The following is a 15,746-nucleotide window of genomic DNA, read 5'->3' as shown; positions in this document are numbered from 1 at the left end:
CGGACGGGATGTCTCTCCCGTCGCGCCCCCGTCGAGGTTCAGCCGACAACGGCTCGGCCTCCGCGGGGTTCCAGCGCATCCAGGCGTGCGTCGCCCGCGGGGCGCCAGCGGATGGACGAGACCCGCTAGCTTCAACGTGACTTTACGGCCGGCCGCCCATTTCTGATTGTGGAGGCTGGATGGCTCACCCGGCGTCCGCGGCGGCCAGCCGTGGTGCCGGCCTCTTGGCGGGAACGGTCATGGATCGCCGGTCTTTTCTGCGCATCGGCCTTTCCGCTCCGCTGGCCACGGGGATCGCCGGCGCCGCGCGGGCCCAATCCGCCCTGCCGGAGATCGTGTTCCTGGGCCTGGCGACCCAGGAGGCCGATCAGCCGCAGCTCGGTGCCTTCCTCGGCGGGATGAAGGAGCAGGGGCTGGTCGACGGACAGACCTATCGCCTGGTCGAGTTTCACGCCCGCGGCGACGCCGGCGCGGCGCAGCGCTTCATCGCCGAGATGGTCGCCCGCAAGATCGCGGTGTTCCTGTCCCCCGGACCGGCCGTGGCGCGGCTCCTGGTGCGATCGACGACGCTGCCCGTGGTGAGCGTCGGCCTGCCCTCGGTGCCCGGCGACCTGTTCGCCACCGTGGCCCGGCCCGGAGGCAACCTGACGGGCTTTTCCTGGTTCGGCCAGGAGCTCTCGGCGAAGCGGATCGAACTCGTGCGCGAGGTCCTGCCGGGGCTCTCCTCGATCGGCATCCTGCACACCGTCACCGACCCGGTCTATCGCGACTGGGGCATCCAGACGGAAACCTCGGCCCGGGAGCAGGGCCTTCGCCCGACGCGCCTCGGCCTGACCTCGAGCAACCCCGACGAGATCGTGCGGCTGATGTCGGACTATGCCGCCCAGGGGGGCCAGGCGGTCTTCGTCGTCTACGACTTCCTGACCCGCTCGACCCAGGACACCATCATCGCGCTGGGCGACAAGCTGTCGCTGGCCGTGATCTCGGAGGTGCGAAGCTTCGTGGAAGCCGGCGCCCTGATGTCCTACGGCGCCGACACCCTGGATCTCTTCCGGCGGTCGGCGGGCTACGTGGCCCGCATCCTCAAGGGCGAGGCCCCCGGCAACCTGCCGGTCCAGTTTCCCACCAAGGTGGAGTTCCTGTTGAACCTTCGCACGGCGCGCAGGCTCGGCATCCCCTTGAAGGAGACCCTCATCGCCCGGGCGGACGACATCGTGGACTGAGGGAATGTGAAGTCCTGGCGCGAACGATCGAAGGGCACGGGGTCGATGGGCGCAGGCGGACGCGCGAGAGACTGAGCCCCTGGATGCTGGCGACCCCGGCAGGGCTCGAACCTGCGACCTGCCGCTTAGAAGGCGGCTGCTCTATCCAGCTGAGCTACGGGGCCGGTCGGAGACGACGCCTTGCCCGATCAGTGGGTCCACTGGCCGACGCGGTTGAAGCGGAAATTGTCCGAGTAGGCGATCGTGCGCCGGCGCGGCTCGTTCGGCTCCTCGACGGTCGCCGCGATGCCGTTGCGCTGGGCGTAGGCCACCGCTTCCTCGCGGGTGTCGAACCAGAGCTTCACCTGCTGGCGCGTGTCGCTGGAGGAGGTCCAGCCCATGAGCGGATCGATCTCGCGGGCGCGCTCCTGCTCGAACTCCAGCAGCCAGCGCGTCGTCTTGGCGGTGCCGGACTGCATGGCGGTCCTGGCGGGGCGGTAGATCCGAGCGGTCATGGACGTCGTGTTCCTGCGAAGACATTGACTCGACTGCGGCGGCGCGAGACGGACCGGGTTGATGGTCGGGGCAGCAGGATTCGAACCTGCGACCTGAAGTACCCAAAACTTCCGCGCTACCAGGCTGCGCTATACCCCGCCGGGGCTCGCGCCCTTGTGTTTCCTATCGATTCCGCCGATCGACCGCAAGCCCTCGCCGACACGCTACCGGCACAGAACGGCAACGAAATGCGGCCTTCGGCGCACAGAGTCCCGTAGCGAGTCCCGTAGGAGAGATCATGAACTGGAACAGCCTTGTCATTCTCCCGGGGAAGCGCGTCCGGGTACTCGCCGGCGTGTGGGAGGGGAAGATCGCCGTCGTGCGGCAGAACCTCGGCCACGGAATCTTGGCGATCGCGCTCGAGCGGGAGCCCGACGCGGTGCGCGTCTATGATGCCACCGAACTCCGCGCGGTCGGCTGGGAGCCGAAGCCGCTCCGGATCCTGATGGCGGAGGGCGGCCTGATCGGCATAATCTCCGTCGGCTTCTGGGAGGCGATGTGGTGGATGATCGGACCATGATGGGCAAGACGATCTACGCCGTGGTCGCGGTCTATTCCGATGGGAGCGGGAAGCCCCTCCCCATCGCCGCCTTCCACGAGAAGACACAGGCGGATCGCCTTGCGACCGTCATTAACGACCTGGATCCAGGGCGCCAGATGGTGGTGCTCCCGTTCCCGGTCATGGTGTTCGCGGATGAAGCCGATGTGGAGGTGAAGCCTTGACCGAGAAACGCGAGTTCGATCCTGAGATTCACCGACGGCCAACTCCGGAGGAGCGGGCCAATGCCCAGGTCCATGCGACGGCGTGGGACGACGCCTACGCTATGTTCAACACCTTCATCACGCGCCATCTGGAAACCCACGACGAGCGACGGCAGGCTAACATCATCAAGATGGCGCTGCTGAGCGTGGGATCGGCATACCGCAAGATCGCCAACGATGGGCGGGTGGAGCTATGACCCCTCTCGAGAAGGTCACCATCGCGATCGAGACGGCGATGCTGAACCCGCCCCCGGAGGCGATCAGGGGGACGGAGAAGTTCCCCTACATCGACCGGGCCTACGTCGCCAGGGTCGCGATCCAGGCGCTGATGGAGACGGCGGGCTGGCAACCCGCGGAGACGGCGCCGAAGGACCGCAAGATCGACGTGTGGGTGAAGCACTTCCGCGTGACGGACGTGCAATGGGACGAGTTTCACGAACGGTGGGCAGTGTACGGCCTCGACGAGGACAATGAGTGGGGCCTCGTCGCTTTCAAGTGGCCGTTCGACTTCTGGATGGACCGCCCTGCCCCGCCACCCGAGTGCTCGTACTCGTTCTGAAACGCAAAAAGGCCCGCCGGCGTGATGCCAGGCGGGCCAGTCGAGGTTGATCGTCACCCGGGTCCGGGCGCCTTCAGATGAAGGCCATGGACGGGGACAAGCCCCGAAACTGATTGCCATGTGGGGGAGCTCCGGGTAGGGCTCCCCCTGGGCATGGAACACAGCACGACGCCGCGGGAGGCAACACCGCGGTCCGGCTCTACAGACTTTCTGCTGCGTGTTGTGCCGGGCTCATCCCGGCGTCCGCACCATGCGGACCTCGTGGCGGCAGGGCGTTTGCTCCTGCCGAGTTGCTATCCGGCGCGCCTGATCTTGTGGACGAGACGCCCGATGCGGGGCTTTGCGTACAGCGCCGCCGAGATCCCCGCCAATGATGCGGTTCTCGTCACGTACTGCCCCAGCGTTTCATCCTCGCCAGCAGCGGCTTTGGCGATCGCAGGGATGATGGACCCCATGTAGGTGAGGAGCCCATCGCTCGAGAAATGCTCTTCCCATGTCCTGCGCGCGGTCGCCGCCATAGCGCTCCAGCGCGGCATGTGCGCGGCGACGATCTCGGGCAACGCGGCCACATCGATCTCAGGCACGACAATCGCACACGACGTCCAGTCGATGTGCGGCGGCAAGACGTAGCGGTCGCTGATGATGACCGGAACGCGGCCCGCTTTCAGAACCTCGAACAGGCGGATCGATCCATGTCCGTTGCCGCGCGGGCAGATCACGAAGCGGCTTTTGCTGATGCCCTCCGCGTACCGGACCTTCACATCGAGGCCGCTTCTGTCGAACATCGACTTCCAGGGCCCGCCCTGGACCACGCACGTGGCGTTGAACTTTCCCCATCCCTGCCACAGGGCGACGATCTTCTGCCGCACGCCCGATGTGATGCCGCCGTGGAAGCTGAAGTCGACGGACGCCGTCTCGAGCGGCGTGAAGTCGACAACCTCGTTGTAGCTGATCGGGTAGCAGAAGGTGGCATGCCGACCCGCATCGAACAGCCGCTTGTCGAGCGAGCAATACAGCCCGCTATATCGGCCCGTCGGGAAGTCGGCGGCGTCCCAGGTGATGACTTTCCGATCGAGCCTGCTGCGCTTCCGACCAGGCGGCAGCGCGTCGGCGATCTGGGGCGCCATCGTGTTGACGACGACATCGGCCAGCGCCCCGCTGCTTTCGATCGCGATGTTCTCATTCTTGTCGCGGCTCAACGCTCCGAGCGTTCTCTCCCACTCGCGCCGATGCCACTCTTCCTGCCGCGACAGATCGAAAAACACCCGCAAGGGCACGATAACACTCCCGTCCGGCCGCATCCGCCAACGGGGCTATCATAGATCGCGCGTCATATTCCGCCATCGGAAATGTACTGTGCGTTGGTCCGGTTGCGCCGTTTGACGCGCGCCTTGAACTGCTCGCCGACGCAGGCGAACACCCGGCCGTGCCCGTCCGTATCGGCGAAGCGATGGAACACGGACCAGTCGGCAGCATTCGGATAGTCCGGATCCTCGTGGGTGAACCCCTCGAATCGAACCATCGACGTCGTGACGCTGTCGCCATCGCAGCCGATGCCCCAGGCGATGCTATCGCCAGGAACGTAGGGGATCGTCTTGATCCTGCCGCCCCGCACCATCACGCCGCCGTAGCTGGGGGCGACGATGATGGCCTTGCCGCGCACCTTGTAGGTCGCGTCCATGTAGCCTTCGACCTCGATGTCCGCGTCAACCACGGAGCCGCCGTTGGCCGCCAGGTCGAGCCCCGAGCCGGACGTGTTGCCGATGTTCGTGTTGATGTTGATGAAGGGGTTCCCCCACCAGGCGTTCTGGGACAGGGGCGCCTTGTCTGGGTCGAATTCGTAGAAGCAGCCGGCGGAGAACCGGAGATACGGCTTGTCGATCAGGAACCCTCCGGAGGTGTTCGTCGAGATCATCGCGTTCCGCCCCTTGAAGCGGATGATGTTCACGCGATCCGACCGGAAACACTCGATGGCCGGGATCATGTAGTCGGAATTGACCTCGCAATCGATGAGGTTGTTGTCCGTGGTATCCGCCGTATTGAAGGTCCACTGGAAGTAGGAGCGGATCGGCGTCACGAAGCGCGCATAGCAGGAACGGATCGCGCTCTGCCCGCAGTTTGCGCCGAGCGTGATGGCATCGTTCATCGTCTCGTCTGACCGGAGATTGTCGAACAAGAGATCGAAGGAAAGCTCGAAGTGGATGCCGCGCGCCCGGTTTCCATCCTCGTCGAGGATCCACGAGTTCAGCCGATGGCTCCCTCGGTATCCGAAGTTCCGGAAGATGGTCCGGTGGCATTGATTGCCACGGATGTTGAACGACCAGCACCCAGCTGGGGAGAACATGACAGACAGGGTTCTGCCGTCACCGAAGAGAAAGCAGTCCTGCAGATCGAGCATCTCGATCTTGTCCGAAAATGCGTACTCGCCCGTCGGCAGGTACAGCCGGCGGTTCGCGACCGCTCCGGAATAGATGCTGAAATACGCCGCCGCCAGCGGGAGGCAGTCGAAGTAGACGTTGGCCCCTGTAATCGACACCACGGCGTCTTTGTTGAGTGTGAGCGTGTTACCCGACTTGGCCGTGATCGTCGCCACCAGGGCCTTCGGCATGGCCCAACCGTAGTAGATCGGGTCGTTGGTGGAGGTCCGGTCGGCAACCCACGCCGACCCATTCCAGCGGAACACGCGTCCCGTGGATTGCAGCCAGCAGCGTGTGTTGGTCGCTTTCGATGTGTCGGCGTCCCTGGCCGTGGCATCGGCGTAATAGAGCGCCGGCACTGCGCCGCCCACGCCCATCGAGCCGTACGACGCGGTGTTCTCAACGATGACCTGGTCGCCGACGGAGAAGTTCGTGGCGTCAGCGACGGTCAGCGTGGGGCTCCCCGCCGTCATCGAACCGGTGGTCTTGGAGGTCTTCCAGCCGCCAGTCGTGGCGAGGTTGATCGTGGTCGTGGCGCTATTGGCCTGGACCACGTTGGACGTGACCACGTCGGCGTAGACGCCGGACCCCGGGGTGTTCGAGTAATAGGCGACCGTGCTGCCGCTGGTGGCGACGGCAGAGGCATACGCGCCCTTCAGGGTCACCGAGACCGTGATTTCCTTGTCTTCGTCTTCTGGCGCGGGGACGTAGATCGGGTCGGTGGCGCCTGGGATTGGCACCCCGTCAATATTCCACTGCCACGACGGAACCGGCCGGGCGTAGTCTAGGGTCGGCGTGTAGACATAGGCGCCGGGCGGGATGCGGGCGGACAGCTTCCGATCGACCTCGCACCGCCCGCGAACCTCAGGGTTCGCGAGCCAGATCGGCACGCCGCCCCGGTTGGCGGTCGCGCTGCTGACGATGGATAGCCTGATCGACGACATGGTCAGTCGACGACCTTCGGCCGCCACACATAGATGGAGGAAGCGCCATCGCCCGTGTAAGCGGGCTGGCCATGGTAATCGATCGAGGAAGCCGCCTTCGTTGCCTCTTGCGATAGGTGAATGTTGAACGTTCCACCCCGGGTATTCACCTGAGTGCCATTCATCGTGATCTTATAGAATCCGCCCACTGCGGCTTCGATTGTCACCGAATTCAGCACCATCGTCCCGGTCGACCCGCTGTCGGTAATAGTGCCGGTGACAAGATCGACAAATGCAAAAATGGAATTGGTGAAATCGTCTGAGGAGTTGTCTTCGTAGTGCAGCATCGCATACCGGCGGCTGATGTCCTTCAGATATGCCGATGCCGAGACGCCGCCTGAAATCGTCCCCGTGTAGCTGTAGGCCATATGCCGACCGCCACCGGAGTCCTCGGTGAGGGTGTACGCGGTGTTCGTCCCGTCTGGCGCCGGAGACGAGGTGTTCGCTAGGGTCGCCCCGCCTCCGCTGAACCAGCCGATGCCGCCGCCGATCGAGTTGGTGCCATCGCTTTCGCTGCCGTCCAGCAGCGGCGCCCCGGACGGCGGTAGCGCCCCGAAGCCCACCAGTTCCAAGCCGGTCATTGCTCAGGCCTCATCCGTGGTGTCGGTGGTGTAGTAGATCTTGATGCCGATCAGGTCGGCATCGACGTCGAGGTTGTCGGCGCCGTTGGCCGGATCGCGGTAGACGTCGAAGAACACGGTGTCCTCGGCCTGCGGCGTGCCGGCAACCGTAATGTCGGGCGTCGCGCCTGTCGCGTAAACGTCATTGGTCGTGCCGCCCGTGTCCGTCACTTCCTGCGCCGTGCCGAAGTTGACAGCGAGGGTGTCGTCGTCGCTCACGGCAACGGCGGCCAGACCCCACCGCACGCCGAAGTTCGTCGTGGTGGCGGCGTGGCGCCAGGTGAAGGCCGCCTTGATGACGCCGCGGTCCCAATTCTTCGGCATCCGAACAGCGAACTGCGCGTGTTCCTTGGTCGTCTTGTCGAAGCTGAGCACCCATACGTCCGGCTGGCCGGCGGACCCTGCCACGGCGGCGTGCGCGGCGCACCCGGCAACCTGCGCGGGATAGGCCGCCCGGACCGGGACGTAGAATGACTTGAGCCCGGCGACGGTGGCCTTCAGCAGGGCCGCCGCTCCACGCTTGGTGACGCCGCCCTGGTTGAGGACGACCTCGTCGGCGCCGCCGATCGAGGTCGCCGCGGGCCGTGCTGAGATCTTTTCGGGTGCGCCGGACATATCAATGCTCCGCTATGGGATGGGGTGATGATGGGAAGCCAGCCTGGCCAGCGGCCGGTCAGGCGTAGAAGAAGGCACCGCTGACGTCGTTCGTCGCGAGCCCGGTGTTGGTGCTGTCCGTGAGGCCCTTGGCGCTCGTCACGGCGTAGGACATGGCGGTCGCGAACGAGATGCCGCCCTCGAGCCGGAACTCGGCCCGGCCGCCGGCAGGGATGTCGATCTCGAAGATGGCCGTCGTGGTGCCGAGGGAAACGCTGCCCGCGACCGTGTTGAAGATCTTCACCGACCGGAGCGCAGCTGACGTGTTGACCAGCTGCCAGCCCAGTAGGCGGCCGGCACTGCCCTTGATTGCAGCCGCCGCGGGCGAGGATGGCGAAAGCACGGAGACCACGCTTGCGCCATTCGTCGCGTTCGGCCGGTACTCTTGCCAGAACGGGACGGCCGTCTGGTCCGTCGCGAACGTGATCGAGACGCTGTTCGCCATCGGCGCCGGGCCGTTCTCGTTGACGTTGTCGACCGTCACCGGGAGCGGGTTCGCGGGTGAGACGAAGGTGGCTGACCCGGAGCCGCCGAACGTCAGCTGCGCGAGCGGGTAGTTGAGCGACCCGACCTTGTTGACGGGCGCCTGGAAAGGAGAGCCGTCCGCGTCGAGCAGCGGGACATAGTCGACCATCTCAGGGCGTCCTCGTCAGGATGTAGGGGAAGATGCCGACCGGCCGGCCGGCCAAGGTCGACGAGGTGTCGATGCCGATATGCGTGCCGTCTTCGGCCAGGAGGGCGCCACCGTCCTCCTTGAGGAGGTACGCACCGCCGCGGTCGAAGAGGATGTAGGAGCCGTCTTCGGCGAGCAGGGCCCAGCCGTCCTCCTTCAGCAGGATGTCGGACGGGTCGTCGATGACGAGCGGCAAACCGTCCTCGGCGAGCAGAAGGCCGCCATCCTCCTTGAGCAGGAAGTGGCCCGCCATGCTGATCGGGATCCGCGGCCGTCCGTTGATGAGGCTGAAGCCTCCGAGGCGGCCGTTGATGTAGCCGTGGGCCCGCGCGCGGCCGTTCAGGAGCGCGTGCATGTCAGGACCAGGCCGAGATGGTGACCCGGGTGGCGGCCGGGGCGACCAGCGAGATGTGCGTGATGCCGTCCGGCAGGCGCCGTGCCATCGGGTTGAGCTCGGCAGCGGAGCCGTCGGTGACATCGTCCGATGGGATGCTCGTCACGACCGAGCTCCCGCCGTAGAGGGCGTAGAAGTCGCCATCCGCCGAGAACGAGATGCTCTTCGCCCCCGCCGGAATCTCGTACCGCTTGGGCGTGTTGGCCGACAGGCGGATGTGGTCGACGTAGCCCGGCGGCTGCGGGGTGATCGACCCGCGATTGGATCCCCACGGGAAGTTCTCGATGAACGGGCGAAACACAGGCATCGGACCCTCTCAGTCGTCTTTCGGAAGGACGTGATCGACGAGGCTGGGGGTCTTGTCGTGCACGCGGCGAGCGGCCTCGATGACGGACGCACAGACCATCATCCCGAGCACGCCGGCCATGTAGATGACCCCGGGCTCGATCTCCGCCTGGGACAGACCCCAGCGGTCCGCCTCGATCGCGTCGGCGATCCTCGCCAGCGGCGGGCCGAGGGCGACGGCGAACGCCCCGCCCACGGTCGTCGTGACGAAGCGGTGCTTCCACGTGCCCGGGCCGAGCGCGGCCGCCGTGGCGCCGCCAAGCGCGCCCCATATGATTGCCGATGCCTTCACGCCGAGCACCGACCCCTGCCAGGCATCCGACATCACGCACCCGCCTTTGCCGGGATGGAGGCGTTGAAGGCGGCGATCGCCTTCATGAGCGTGACGAGACCCTCGGCGTAGTTCGTCGGTCGGTTGGCGCAGATGACCTTCACCACTTCGTAGCCGCCCTGGACCTTGACGTTCCAGGCGTCGGACACCTTCGGCGCGACCATCGTGACGTAGCCGACATAGATGCCGTCGGCGCCAATGCAGGCCAGCCGCCACTTTTCCTCATCGGGCATGTCCCTGACGGTCTGCACCGCCTTGGTGATTGGCGCCGTCGTCACGGCCGGCGCCGCGCTCTCAATGACCTTGGTCGACCCGCAGGCGCCGAGCATCGGCAGGATCAGGAGGAGCGCCAGAAAGATGCTGTATGGCGTGCGTCGGCCCGATGAGCCCTCGTTTGGCGGCGTCAACACGGTCGTCTTCGCCACCGGCCGCGGCGGCGGATCGCCGGTCTTCTCGAGCGGGATGTTCGGGCTGTTGGCGATCACATCGATGATCGTGCCGTTGACCCTCTTGACGATGTCCTGGACAGACGGCGGGACGGCCCAGGCCACCGATGTGAAGGTGGTGATGATGAAGGCCGTCACCATTTCCTCGGACAGGACGATGCCGTAACGGCTCTTCAGGAACCACACGATGGCGTAGGCCGCGACGCTCGCGAGACCTCCAGACCAGATCTTCCTATCGAGGAACCTCATCGCTTCTCTCCTTCGTTCAGCCATTCGCGCCACACGTTGCGGCCAGGCTCCGGATCCGGAGGCCGCTGGATCTTCTGGACAGCGGCGCAGCCGGCCAGGATGAGCAGGAAGGCGAGGACCAGGGGCTTCACGCCTCGGTCACCCCGCCGGCGGCCGCCAGGGACGTGGGCAGCGGCAGGGCCGTGATCGGCGTGTCCTTGGACCACCGGTAAGCCGTGAACTCCGCGCGCTTGTAGGCGGCGATGCTCACGCGGTTGCCGGAGTTGCCGGAGATCATCCAGATCGTGGTGGCGTTGGCCGCGACGATGATGCCGACGTGCCCGGTCCAGTCCTTCGGGCTCCCGCCGGCGCGGTACTTCACGCCGATCGCGCCGAAGCGCGGGCCGGTGAGCGGGACGCCCCAGCGCTCCCAATTCCGGGAGCCGAGCACCTTGTCCGGCGGGAGGATCACCTCGCCGGCGCGCTTCAGCCAGGCGCCGATGGACGCACCGCACCAGGCGGTCTCGTCGTTGGTGATGTCCGGGCGCCCGACCTCTCGGAAGTACTCGAGCACCTTCTCCGCGTGGAGCGGGCCCGGGATCTCCTTCACGCCGAGGTCGGCGCGCGCGAGCTCGAGCCAGCGCGGTTCGCGTTGGGGCATTGCGGTCTCCAGAAATGAGAGAGCCGCCCGGAGGCGGCCCTGGAGGATGCTGATGAGGGTCGGCTTCAGGGCGCCATGCCCACGAACACGGCCTGGTCGCCGCGGCGCTCGTAGAGGAAGCCGTTGAAGTCGCGGCGCTCCCCTTCGGCCCAGCCTTCCCCTTCCACGACCTCGCCGCCGAGATCGCCGCCGCTGAGTGTCACCTGGTCGATCATTCGAAGTACCCCTTGAAGAGCGCCGTGCCGGCGATGACCTGGGACGCGGTCGCCGTGCCGATCGGCATGCGGAGGATGAGGCCGAGGATGCGGCCCGGGTTGGTCACCAGCGGGCTGTTCGAGAAGTCCTCGGAGATGACGCGGTCGGCGCGGGCGCCGATGGCCGCACCCACTGCGAACGACTGCGCGCCCAGCGGCACGCGCCGGTTGTTGGCCGTCGCCAGGGACGCCGCCGTCTGGTCGGGGGAGACCGCCCAGGCCAGCAGCGAGGGCGTCGTCGCAACCGCGGCGCCCGTGTTGTAGGCGTCGATGGTCACGCCGGTGCACACGAAGCTGTAGGGCGATGGCACCGTGAAGCCGAACAGGATGTAGTCGGTCGCGGCGCCGGCCACGGCCGCGAACTGCCAGAGGCCGCCGAGCGTGGTGTAGCCCGGGGTGGTGTTCGACAGCGCAGCGCTGGACGGCGCCGCCGAGTTGGCCCACTGCGCGGCCTGGGCGAACGTCGTCGGAAGCACCTCGCCGCCGAGGCCCATGTGCGCCGAGGTATGCGCCCACGGCTTGTTCATGAAGGCGTCGAGCAGGACGACGTCCAGCGCCGACAGGATGAGCGTTCCAGGCGTCGCCGGCGCCGCGGGGTAGTACAGGCGGCCGAAGGCCGGGAGGCGCGTGGCGTCCCACATCCTGACGCCGGTCGACGGCAGCTGGATCCGGCGCTCGCCGACGATGAGCCCGGTCGTCGTGTCCTGGATCATGAAGAGGATGTCGTCGTCGTCCAGGATCACGTCGAAGACATAGAAGTTGCTCTGCCAGCCGCTCGGCATCGAGAACGGGGTCGTGGTCGTGTCGACGCCGTTGAAGCTCCAGACGCCATGCACGACGCCGGCCGCGGTGCACTGGAAATAGGCCCCGACGGTCGGCGACGAGATCTGGTTGGCCGGGGCCCCGAACCCGATCTCGATCAGGGTGTTCGCGACATGGCCGAAGCGCGCGCGCGCCCGCAGATGCAGCGGCGCCCGCTGGAGCCTCATGAACCGGCGGTTGGTGGTGACCAGAGCCGCCGATGTGCTTGTGGTGATCGCCGTGCTGTTGAAGTTCAGGCCGAGGGACGCCGACTGCGCCACCGTGAACGTCGTAGCGGCCGAGGTCAGCCGGTTTGGCACGGAGATGGTGGCGCCTTCGAACGGCTCCGAGAACAGGACGTTGTTCAGCGAGACCGCCGCGCCACCCGTCCGGTCCATCCGCTGCATGCGGTAGTTGTCGTCGTTCATGCCCATGATCGCGAGGCCATAGTCGGAGAGGCCCCCGGCCTCGCCGCGCTGGCGCGTGATCAGCGATCCATCCGGCCCATAGAGCAGGCCGCGCGCCGCCTTGGCCGTCGGGTGGATGGAGAGCAGGGCGGAAGAATCGCCGGACTGGATCTGTGCCATGGGTCGGTTATCCGATCAGGAGGTTGAACCGGCGCTGGCCCGTCACGGGGCCAGGGAATGCCTGGATGAAGGCTTCGACCGTGTCGGTCGCGGTGACGCGAGCGGCCGCCATGAAGCCGTCCATCTCGAGCTCGTCCCCGTCCGTCTCGGCCGAGGCCGTCATCACGACCTTCATGCCGACGGTCACCGCGGTATCGGTGTCGATGAGGATCTGGCCGCCGTCTTCCGCCAGGAGCTCCCCGCCATCTTCCTTGAGGAGCGCGCCGGCGAGCAGGATGGTGAACCCCTTCGACCAGACGGGAACCGTGCCGAAGTCGACAGTGACCTCGACGGGCGTCGCGCCGGCGCCACCCCCGCCGGTGGTGAAGGCACCAACGTTCCCGTTGTGGCCTTCCGCGACGATGTTCGAGAGGGCCTTCATCGGGCGGTTACCCGATCACCACGCAGCGGAAGGCGTTGGATGCCGGCGCCGCGGCGAAGGTCAGCCGCACGGCGTTCGTGCTCGGCCGGTCGACGTCGCACAGGATCGAGTCCTTGGCGCCCGATGCCCGGTAGACCTCCACCTGGACGTCATCCGTCCCGAAGTTGTGGGTGATCGTGAACTGCGTGGCCGAGCCGTCGCCGAAGGTCGACGAGAACTTCCGCAGCATCCACGATGCGCTCTTCGCCTTCAGGGGCGTGAGGAAGCGCGCGTCGTCGGTGCCGGTGTCTGTCTCGGCCTGGGTCGCGATCTCGGCGATGCCGGCGGTCGACTCCGATGCCGCGCCGGCGGCGGTGCCGAAGGCCGCCCAGGTCACCGAGCCGGAGCCCAGGGTGAAGTTGACCGTGGTCTGGCGGTAGGTGGCCCCGGCCGAGGTGCCCTCCTCCACCGTGGAGATGGCCTGCTCGAGCTCCGCGGCGGTGCTGCAGTCAAGGGACCGCGTCATCGCCACCGCGGCGCCGTTCCAGATGTAGATGCCGTTCTCCGACGCCGTGGACTGCGACCGCACCAGGACGCGATCGTTCGTCGCCATCGTTACGCCGTCGATCGTCGAGCCCGGGGACGCGAGCGACAGGTTCGCCTGCGTGGCGACGCGGCAGGAGTCCTTCCACGCGAGGCCCTCGACGAGGCTGTCGACATAGGCCTTCGTGGCGGCGTCCTGGGCCGCTGTCGGGTCCAGGAGGTTGACCGGCTTCGCGACCCCATTGAAGTCGAGGTTCGTGAGCATCTGCTTGGACATGGGTCGTGTGCTCCTAGAGGAAGCGGGCGGTGCCGGCCGTTGGGACGTTGAAGGAGATCTGCGTCTGGTTGACCGAGGTGTGGATCACGTCCCCCTCGATCTCGATGCCACCGACGGACCGGACCCCGACGATCGGGATCCGCCCCAGGTTGTGGTTCACGGTCCAGGTGCTGGCAGGGCTGGCCTGCACGTGGTCATAGGCCGCCATGGCGTCGCCGGCCGGGCCCTGCGGCCCGCGCTCGACCACCTGGACGGCGGTGACCTGTCCCGGGACGGTGACCTGGACGACGGCGGGCGGCGCCGGCACCAGGATCTGGACGACGTCAGGCATCGTCGTTCGCCCAGCCGGTGACGACGAGCAGCCCATAGAGGAGCGTCGTCTGCTCGAGTCCGATCCGGCGCTCGAGCTCGTAGCGCGCCACGGAGCCCTCCGGCAGGGTGCGTGTTCCCGCCACCGGCATCAGCAGGTTCACCTCGCCGTTCGCCGGCGTGGGGACGGCGAGCTCGTCGTCGGTCCCGGACTCATAGCGGATGATCTCCGCGCCGCTGTCGACGACCCGGAACACGAAGACGCTCCCGGTGAGATCCAGGGGCGTCGTGTCATCGGTCGTCAGCCGGAAGGTCCGCGCGAAGGTGTTGCCCTTCCACACGTCCAGGTCAGAGCGCGCGGGCATGGGTCAGAGCTCCGCGTCGGCGGTGAAGTGCACGTACGCGTAAGCATTCGCGTTCAGCGCGCCACCTGAGTTGTAGAACATAAATCCAGATGTGCCAGCGACGTTGAGCGTAGCGCCTGTGTCGGTCCCAGCGCTGTCAGTCATGCAGTTCGACGTCCCGCCAGAGCGCGGATTAAACGCAGTGATCGTAGGCGTAGCGCGCTTTTCAACCTTGAAACGATTGGTCAGCAGGGCGTTCCCAACGAACGCCGAGCCGGCCACAAGGGTCGTAATCGCTCCAGAATAGATGCCGGTCGCCTGCGCTGGCTTCACGTTCTGGTCGAACGATTTCTCGTAGTAGCGCTGGCACAGGGCCAGTTCGGCGCCGTGGGGGCGACGATCGAAAGGCGTGCAGAACGAGCCGGCCTCGAGTTGCACGTTGCCCAGATAGAACCCGTTCCCCGACCCAAGCGCGCCAGTGCTGAAGACGATCTCGATGCCGGTCGTCGCCCCCGAGGGGATGGAGATGTTCGGCACCGTGTAGCGCGCTTCGGTCGTGCTGACGGTGAACGGCCCCGACGCGATGAGCGTCCGCGTGGGGCTGGCGATCGTTCCGAACGCGTCATTCGTGTTGGCGTGGTAGACCGCATAGTTGACCGTCGTCAGCGATCCGACCGCCTGAATATCGACCGAGAGCGAGGCGCGGCCGTTGGCCAAGTCGTCGCTGTTCTGTCGCTCGATGCGCTGGCCGACAGTCGCCCCGGTGACGCCGGACGCGCCGCTGATCAGGAGCCTCGCCTTCCCGCCAGATATGGCCTGCTGGGCCGTCGCGTTGGCTCCGGTGCAGGCCAGATACCAGCGATCGAGGCCGTAGAGGAGCGCCGCGCCGGCGGTGATCGTGATGCTGGCGCCGGCATTGCGCTGGTCGATCCGGAAATCGCCGTTGATGACCCTGTTCCGCAACCCGGACGGGCTGGTCGCCCCCTGGCCTGAAGCCCTGGACACGACATAGACGCGCCAGACGTTCGAGCCTTCCCAGACCGCCCCGATGATGTCGTCGATCTCGAGGACGAGAACATCGCCGTTGTTGGCCAGGCCCTGGATCTGCAGGTTCGCCCCGCGGGTGAACGTGGTGCGCGCGGCAACCTTGATCAGGAACGGGAAGCTGTCGCCCGGCGCGGTCGTTCCGAGCGACGTCACGGACGGGCCGCCCGTCAGGCTGTACATGCGCCCGGTCTGCGCGCCGAGATCCACCGTCCCGCCGCCGGCCAGGCCAACCCAGCCGGCGCCGGCGCCGCCGCGCTCGCGGAGGAACTTGACGATGTCGTTCAGCGCCGTCTTCATCTCGCCGGACGTGCGGCCGCCATCGTTGACGAAGTTGTTCGCTGGCAATGCGGTCAT

Annotated in this window: 24 protein-coding genes and 2 tRNA genes; 5 read left to right on the top strand and 21 right to left on the bottom strand. The window is 66.7% G+C overall.

The window, feature by feature from the left end; translation table 11 throughout:
• Positions 1-239 precede the first annotated feature (239 nt).
• The gene (locus Q0Q47_RS17245) at positions 240-1,223 is read left to right on the top strand and encodes an ABC transporter substrate-binding protein (RefSeq protein WP_293862554.1); all 984 of its coding nucleotides are present in this window, start codon (positions 240-242) and stop codon (positions 1,221-1,223) included.
• An 87-nt stretch (positions 1,224-1,310) separates the two neighbouring features.
• On the opposite strand, the gene Q0Q47_RS17240 is transcribed toward Q0Q47_RS17245, so the two are convergent.
• From Q0Q47_RS17240 to Q0Q47_RS17230, 3 genes are all read right to left on the bottom strand, one after another.
• Positions 1,311-1,387, bottom strand: a tRNA-Arg gene (locus Q0Q47_RS17240).
• 24 nt (positions 1,388-1,411) lie between these two features.
• Positions 1,412-1,717 carry an ETC complex I subunit gene (locus tag Q0Q47_RS17235; protein ID WP_293862552.1) on the bottom strand — a complete coding sequence of 102 codons (306 nt, stop codon included), beginning with the start codon at positions 1,715-1,717 and terminating at the stop codon, positions 1,412-1,414.
• A gap of 62 nt (positions 1,718-1,779) precedes the next feature.
• A tRNA-Pro gene (locus tag Q0Q47_RS17230) sits at positions 1,780-1,856 on the bottom strand.
• 139 nt (positions 1,857-1,995) lie between these two features.
• On the opposite strand from Q0Q47_RS17230, the gene Q0Q47_RS17225 reads away from it, so the two are divergent.
• The 4 genes from Q0Q47_RS17225 to Q0Q47_RS17210 are packed head-to-tail and all read left to right on the top strand — an operon-like array spanning position 1,996 to position 3,078.
• Positions 1,996-2,277, top strand: coding sequence for a hypothetical protein (locus tag Q0Q47_RS17225; RefSeq protein ID WP_293862550.1), 282 nt, complete (start codon positions 1,996-1,998; stop codon positions 2,275-2,277).
• Complete coding sequence (locus Q0Q47_RS17220; RefSeq protein WP_293862548.1) at positions 2,274-2,480, top strand: hypothetical protein; 207 nt, start codon at positions 2,274-2,276, stop codon at positions 2,478-2,480. Before Q0Q47_RS17225 ends, Q0Q47_RS17220 begins: the two co-directional genes overlap by 4 nt.
• Positions 2,477-2,716, top strand: a complete 240-nt coding sequence (locus tag Q0Q47_RS17215) for a hypothetical protein (RefSeq protein WP_293862546.1) — start codon at positions 2,477-2,479, stop codon at positions 2,714-2,716. The genes Q0Q47_RS17220 and Q0Q47_RS17215 overlap by 4 nt, the downstream gene beginning before the upstream one ends.
• Positions 2,713-3,078 (top strand): hypothetical protein, encoded by a 366-nt coding sequence (locus Q0Q47_RS17210; RefSeq protein ID WP_293862544.1) that lies wholly within the window; start codon positions 2,713-2,715, stop codon positions 3,076-3,078. The genes Q0Q47_RS17215 and Q0Q47_RS17210 overlap by 4 nt, the downstream gene beginning before the upstream one ends.
• 293 nt (positions 3,079-3,371) lie before the next feature.
• On the opposite strand, the gene Q0Q47_RS17205 is transcribed toward Q0Q47_RS17210, so the two are convergent.
• The 18 genes from Q0Q47_RS17205 to Q0Q47_RS17120 all read right to left on the bottom strand — a co-directional run bounded on the left by Q0Q47_RS17205 (position 3,372) and on the right by Q0Q47_RS17120 (position 15,746).
• Complete coding sequence (locus Q0Q47_RS17205; RefSeq protein WP_293862542.1) at positions 3,372-4,355, bottom strand: exostosin family protein; 984 nt, start codon at positions 4,353-4,355, stop codon at positions 3,372-3,374.
• A 53-nt stretch (positions 4,356-4,408) separates the two neighbouring features.
• Entirely contained in the window at positions 4,409-6,439 is a 2,031-nt protein-coding gene (locus Q0Q47_RS17200) for a hypothetical protein (RefSeq protein ID WP_293862540.1), read from the bottom strand.
• A gap of 2 nt (positions 6,440-6,441) precedes the next feature.
• Positions 6,442-7,059 carry a hypothetical protein gene (locus Q0Q47_RS17195; RefSeq protein WP_293862538.1) on the bottom strand — a complete coding sequence of 206 codons (618 nt, stop codon included), beginning with the start codon at positions 7,057-7,059 and terminating at the stop codon, positions 6,442-6,444.
• Between the two features lie 3 nt (positions 7,060-7,062).
• On the bottom strand, positions 7,063-7,713 hold the full coding sequence (locus tag Q0Q47_RS17190) for a hypothetical protein (RefSeq protein ID WP_293862536.1): 651 nt from the start codon (positions 7,711-7,713) through the stop codon (positions 7,063-7,065).
• A 58-nt stretch (positions 7,714-7,771) separates the two neighbouring features.
• On the bottom strand, positions 7,772-8,386 hold the full coding sequence (locus Q0Q47_RS17185; RefSeq protein ID WP_293862534.1) for a hypothetical protein: 615 nt from the start codon (positions 8,384-8,386) through the stop codon (positions 7,772-7,774).
• A gap of 1 nt (position 8,387) precedes the next feature.
• Entirely contained in the window at positions 8,388-8,780 is a 393-nt protein-coding gene (locus Q0Q47_RS17180; protein WP_293862532.1) for a hypothetical protein, read from the bottom strand.
• A 1-nt stretch (position 8,781) separates the two neighbouring features.
• A complete protein-coding gene (locus tag Q0Q47_RS17175; protein ID WP_293862530.1) occupies positions 8,782-9,126 on the bottom strand; it encodes a hypothetical protein in 345 nt (114 codons plus the stop codon).
• A 9-nt stretch (positions 9,127-9,135) separates the two neighbouring features.
• On the bottom strand, positions 9,136-9,489 hold the full coding sequence (locus Q0Q47_RS17170; RefSeq protein ID WP_293862528.1) for a hypothetical protein: 354 nt from the start codon (positions 9,487-9,489) through the stop codon (positions 9,136-9,138).
• Positions 9,489-10,190: a hypothetical protein gene (locus Q0Q47_RS17165; protein ID WP_293862526.1), complete on the bottom strand. Its 702-nt coding sequence runs from the start codon at positions 10,188-10,190 to the stop codon at positions 9,489-9,491. The genes Q0Q47_RS17170 and Q0Q47_RS17165 overlap by 1 nt, the downstream gene beginning before the upstream one ends.
• Entirely contained in the window at positions 10,187-10,321 is a 135-nt protein-coding gene (locus tag Q0Q47_RS17160; RefSeq protein WP_293862524.1) for a hypothetical protein, read from the bottom strand. The genes Q0Q47_RS17165 and Q0Q47_RS17160 overlap by 4 nt, the downstream gene beginning before the upstream one ends.
• Positions 10,318-10,830, bottom strand: coding sequence for a TIGR02594 family protein (locus tag Q0Q47_RS17155; protein ID WP_293862523.1), 513 nt, complete (start codon positions 10,828-10,830; stop codon positions 10,318-10,320). Before Q0Q47_RS17155 ends, Q0Q47_RS17160 begins: the two co-directional genes overlap by 4 nt.
• Before the next feature lie 65 nt (positions 10,831-10,895).
• Positions 10,896-11,045, bottom strand: a complete 150-nt coding sequence (locus tag Q0Q47_RS17150) for a hypothetical protein (RefSeq protein WP_293862521.1) — start codon at positions 11,043-11,045, stop codon at positions 10,896-10,898.
• On the bottom strand, positions 11,042-12,472 hold the full coding sequence (locus Q0Q47_RS17145; RefSeq protein WP_293862519.1) for a hypothetical protein: 1,431 nt from the start codon (positions 12,470-12,472) through the stop codon (positions 11,042-11,044). The genes Q0Q47_RS17150 and Q0Q47_RS17145 overlap by 4 nt, the downstream gene beginning before the upstream one ends.
• Before the next feature lie 7 nt (positions 12,473-12,479).
• The gene (locus tag Q0Q47_RS17140) at positions 12,480-12,893 is read right to left on the bottom strand and encodes a hypothetical protein (protein ID WP_293862517.1); all 414 of its coding nucleotides are present in this window, start codon (positions 12,891-12,893) and stop codon (positions 12,480-12,482) included.
• Positions 12,894-12,900: 7 nt separating this feature from the next.
• Entirely contained in the window at positions 12,901-13,692 is a 792-nt protein-coding gene (locus tag Q0Q47_RS17135) for a hypothetical protein (protein WP_293862515.1), read from the bottom strand.
• Positions 13,693-13,705: 13 nt separating this feature from the next.
• Positions 13,706-14,023, bottom strand: a complete 318-nt coding sequence (locus Q0Q47_RS17130; RefSeq protein ID WP_293862513.1) for a hypothetical protein — start codon at positions 14,021-14,023, stop codon at positions 13,706-13,708.
• Entirely contained in the window at positions 14,016-14,366 is a 351-nt protein-coding gene (locus Q0Q47_RS17125) for a hypothetical protein (RefSeq protein ID WP_293862511.1), read from the bottom strand. The genes Q0Q47_RS17130 and Q0Q47_RS17125 overlap by 8 nt, the downstream gene beginning before the upstream one ends.
• Positions 14,367-14,369: 3 nt before the next feature.
• Complete coding sequence (locus tag Q0Q47_RS17120) at positions 14,370-15,746, bottom strand: hypothetical protein (protein WP_293862509.1); 1,377 nt, start codon at positions 15,744-15,746, stop codon at positions 14,370-14,372.

The organism is uncultured Alsobacter sp. (genome assembly GCF_945952055.1).
Lineage (GTDB): Bacteria > Pseudomonadota > Alphaproteobacteria > Rhizobiales > Beijerinckiaceae > Alsobacter.
The sequence above is the reverse complement of the archived record's forward strand: the minus strand, read 5'-3'. Positions and strand labels throughout refer to the sequence as shown.

What these genes read in the sequence shown, in the direction of transcription:
- Q0Q47_RS17245 (WP_293862554.1), top strand. Translation starts at nt 240, where the DNA reads ATGGATCGCCGGTCTTTTCTGCGCATCGGCCTTTCCGCTCCGCTGGCC.
- Q0Q47_RS17235 (WP_293862552.1), bottom strand. Translation starts at nt 1,717, where the DNA reads ATGACCGCTCGGATCTACCGCCCCGCCAGGACCGCCATGCAGTCCGGC.
- Q0Q47_RS17225 (WP_293862550.1), top strand. Translation starts at nt 1,996, where the DNA reads ATGAACTGGAACAGCCTTGTCATTCTCCCGGGGAAGCGCGTCCGGGTA.
- Q0Q47_RS17220 (WP_293862548.1), top strand. Translation starts at nt 2,274, where the DNA reads ATGATGGGCAAGACGATCTACGCCGTGGTCGCGGTCTATTCCGATGGG.
- Q0Q47_RS17210 (WP_293862544.1), top strand. Translation starts at nt 2,713, where the DNA reads ATGACCCCTCTCGAGAAGGTCACCATCGCGATCGAGACGGCGATGCTG.
- Q0Q47_RS17200 (WP_293862540.1), bottom strand. Translation starts at nt 6,439, where the DNA reads ATGTCGTCGATCAGGCTATCCATCGTCAGCAGCGCGACCGCCAACCGG.
- Q0Q47_RS17195 (WP_293862538.1), bottom strand. Translation starts at nt 7,059, where the DNA reads ATGACCGGCTTGGAACTGGTGGGCTTCGGGGCGCTACCGCCGTCCGGG.
- Q0Q47_RS17190 (WP_293862536.1), bottom strand. Translation starts at nt 7,713, where the DNA reads ATGTCCGGCGCACCCGAAAAGATCTCAGCACGGCCCGCGGCGACCTCG.
- Q0Q47_RS17185 (WP_293862534.1), bottom strand. Translation starts at nt 8,386, where the DNA reads ATGGTCGACTATGTCCCGCTGCTCGACGCGGACGGCTCTCCTTTCCAG.
- Q0Q47_RS17180 (WP_293862532.1), bottom strand. Translation starts at nt 8,780, where the DNA reads ATGCACGCGCTCCTGAACGGCCGCGCGCGGGCCCACGGCTACATCAAC.
- Q0Q47_RS17175 (WP_293862530.1), bottom strand. Translation starts at nt 9,126, where the DNA reads ATGCCTGTGTTTCGCCCGTTCATCGAGAACTTCCCGTGGGGATCCAAT.
- Q0Q47_RS17170 (WP_293862528.1), bottom strand. Translation starts at nt 9,489, where the DNA reads ATGTCGGATGCCTGGCAGGGGTCGGTGCTCGGCGTGAAGGCATCGGCA.
- Q0Q47_RS17165 (WP_293862526.1), bottom strand. Translation starts at nt 10,190, where the DNA reads ATGAGGTTCCTCGATAGGAAGATCTGGTCTGGAGGTCTCGCGAGCGTC.
- Q0Q47_RS17155 (WP_293862523.1), bottom strand. Translation starts at nt 10,830, where the DNA reads ATGCCCCAACGCGAACCGCGCTGGCTCGAGCTCGCGCGCGCCGACCTC.
- Q0Q47_RS17150 (WP_293862521.1), bottom strand. Translation starts at nt 11,045, where the DNA reads ATGATCGACCAGGTGACACTCAGCGGCGGCGATCTCGGCGGCGAGGTC.
- Q0Q47_RS17145 (WP_293862519.1), bottom strand. Translation starts at nt 12,472, where the DNA reads ATGGCACAGATCCAGTCCGGCGATTCTTCCGCCCTGCTCTCCATCCAC.
- Q0Q47_RS17140 (WP_293862517.1), bottom strand. Translation starts at nt 12,893, where the DNA reads ATGAAGGCCCTCTCGAACATCGTCGCGGAAGGCCACAACGGGAACGTT.
- Q0Q47_RS17135 (WP_293862515.1), bottom strand. Translation starts at nt 13,692, where the DNA reads ATGTCCAAGCAGATGCTCACGAACCTCGACTTCAATGGGGTCGCGAAG.
- Q0Q47_RS17130 (WP_293862513.1), bottom strand. Translation starts at nt 14,023, where the DNA reads ATGCCTGACGTCGTCCAGATCCTGGTGCCGGCGCCGCCCGCCGTCGTC.
- Q0Q47_RS17125 (WP_293862511.1), bottom strand. Translation starts at nt 14,366, where the DNA reads ATGCCCGCGCGCTCTGACCTGGACGTGTGGAAGGGCAACACCTTCGCG.
- Q0Q47_RS17120 (WP_293862509.1), bottom strand. Translation starts at nt 15,746, where the DNA reads ATGACCGCATTGCCAGCGAACAACTTCGTCAACGATGGCGGCCGCACG.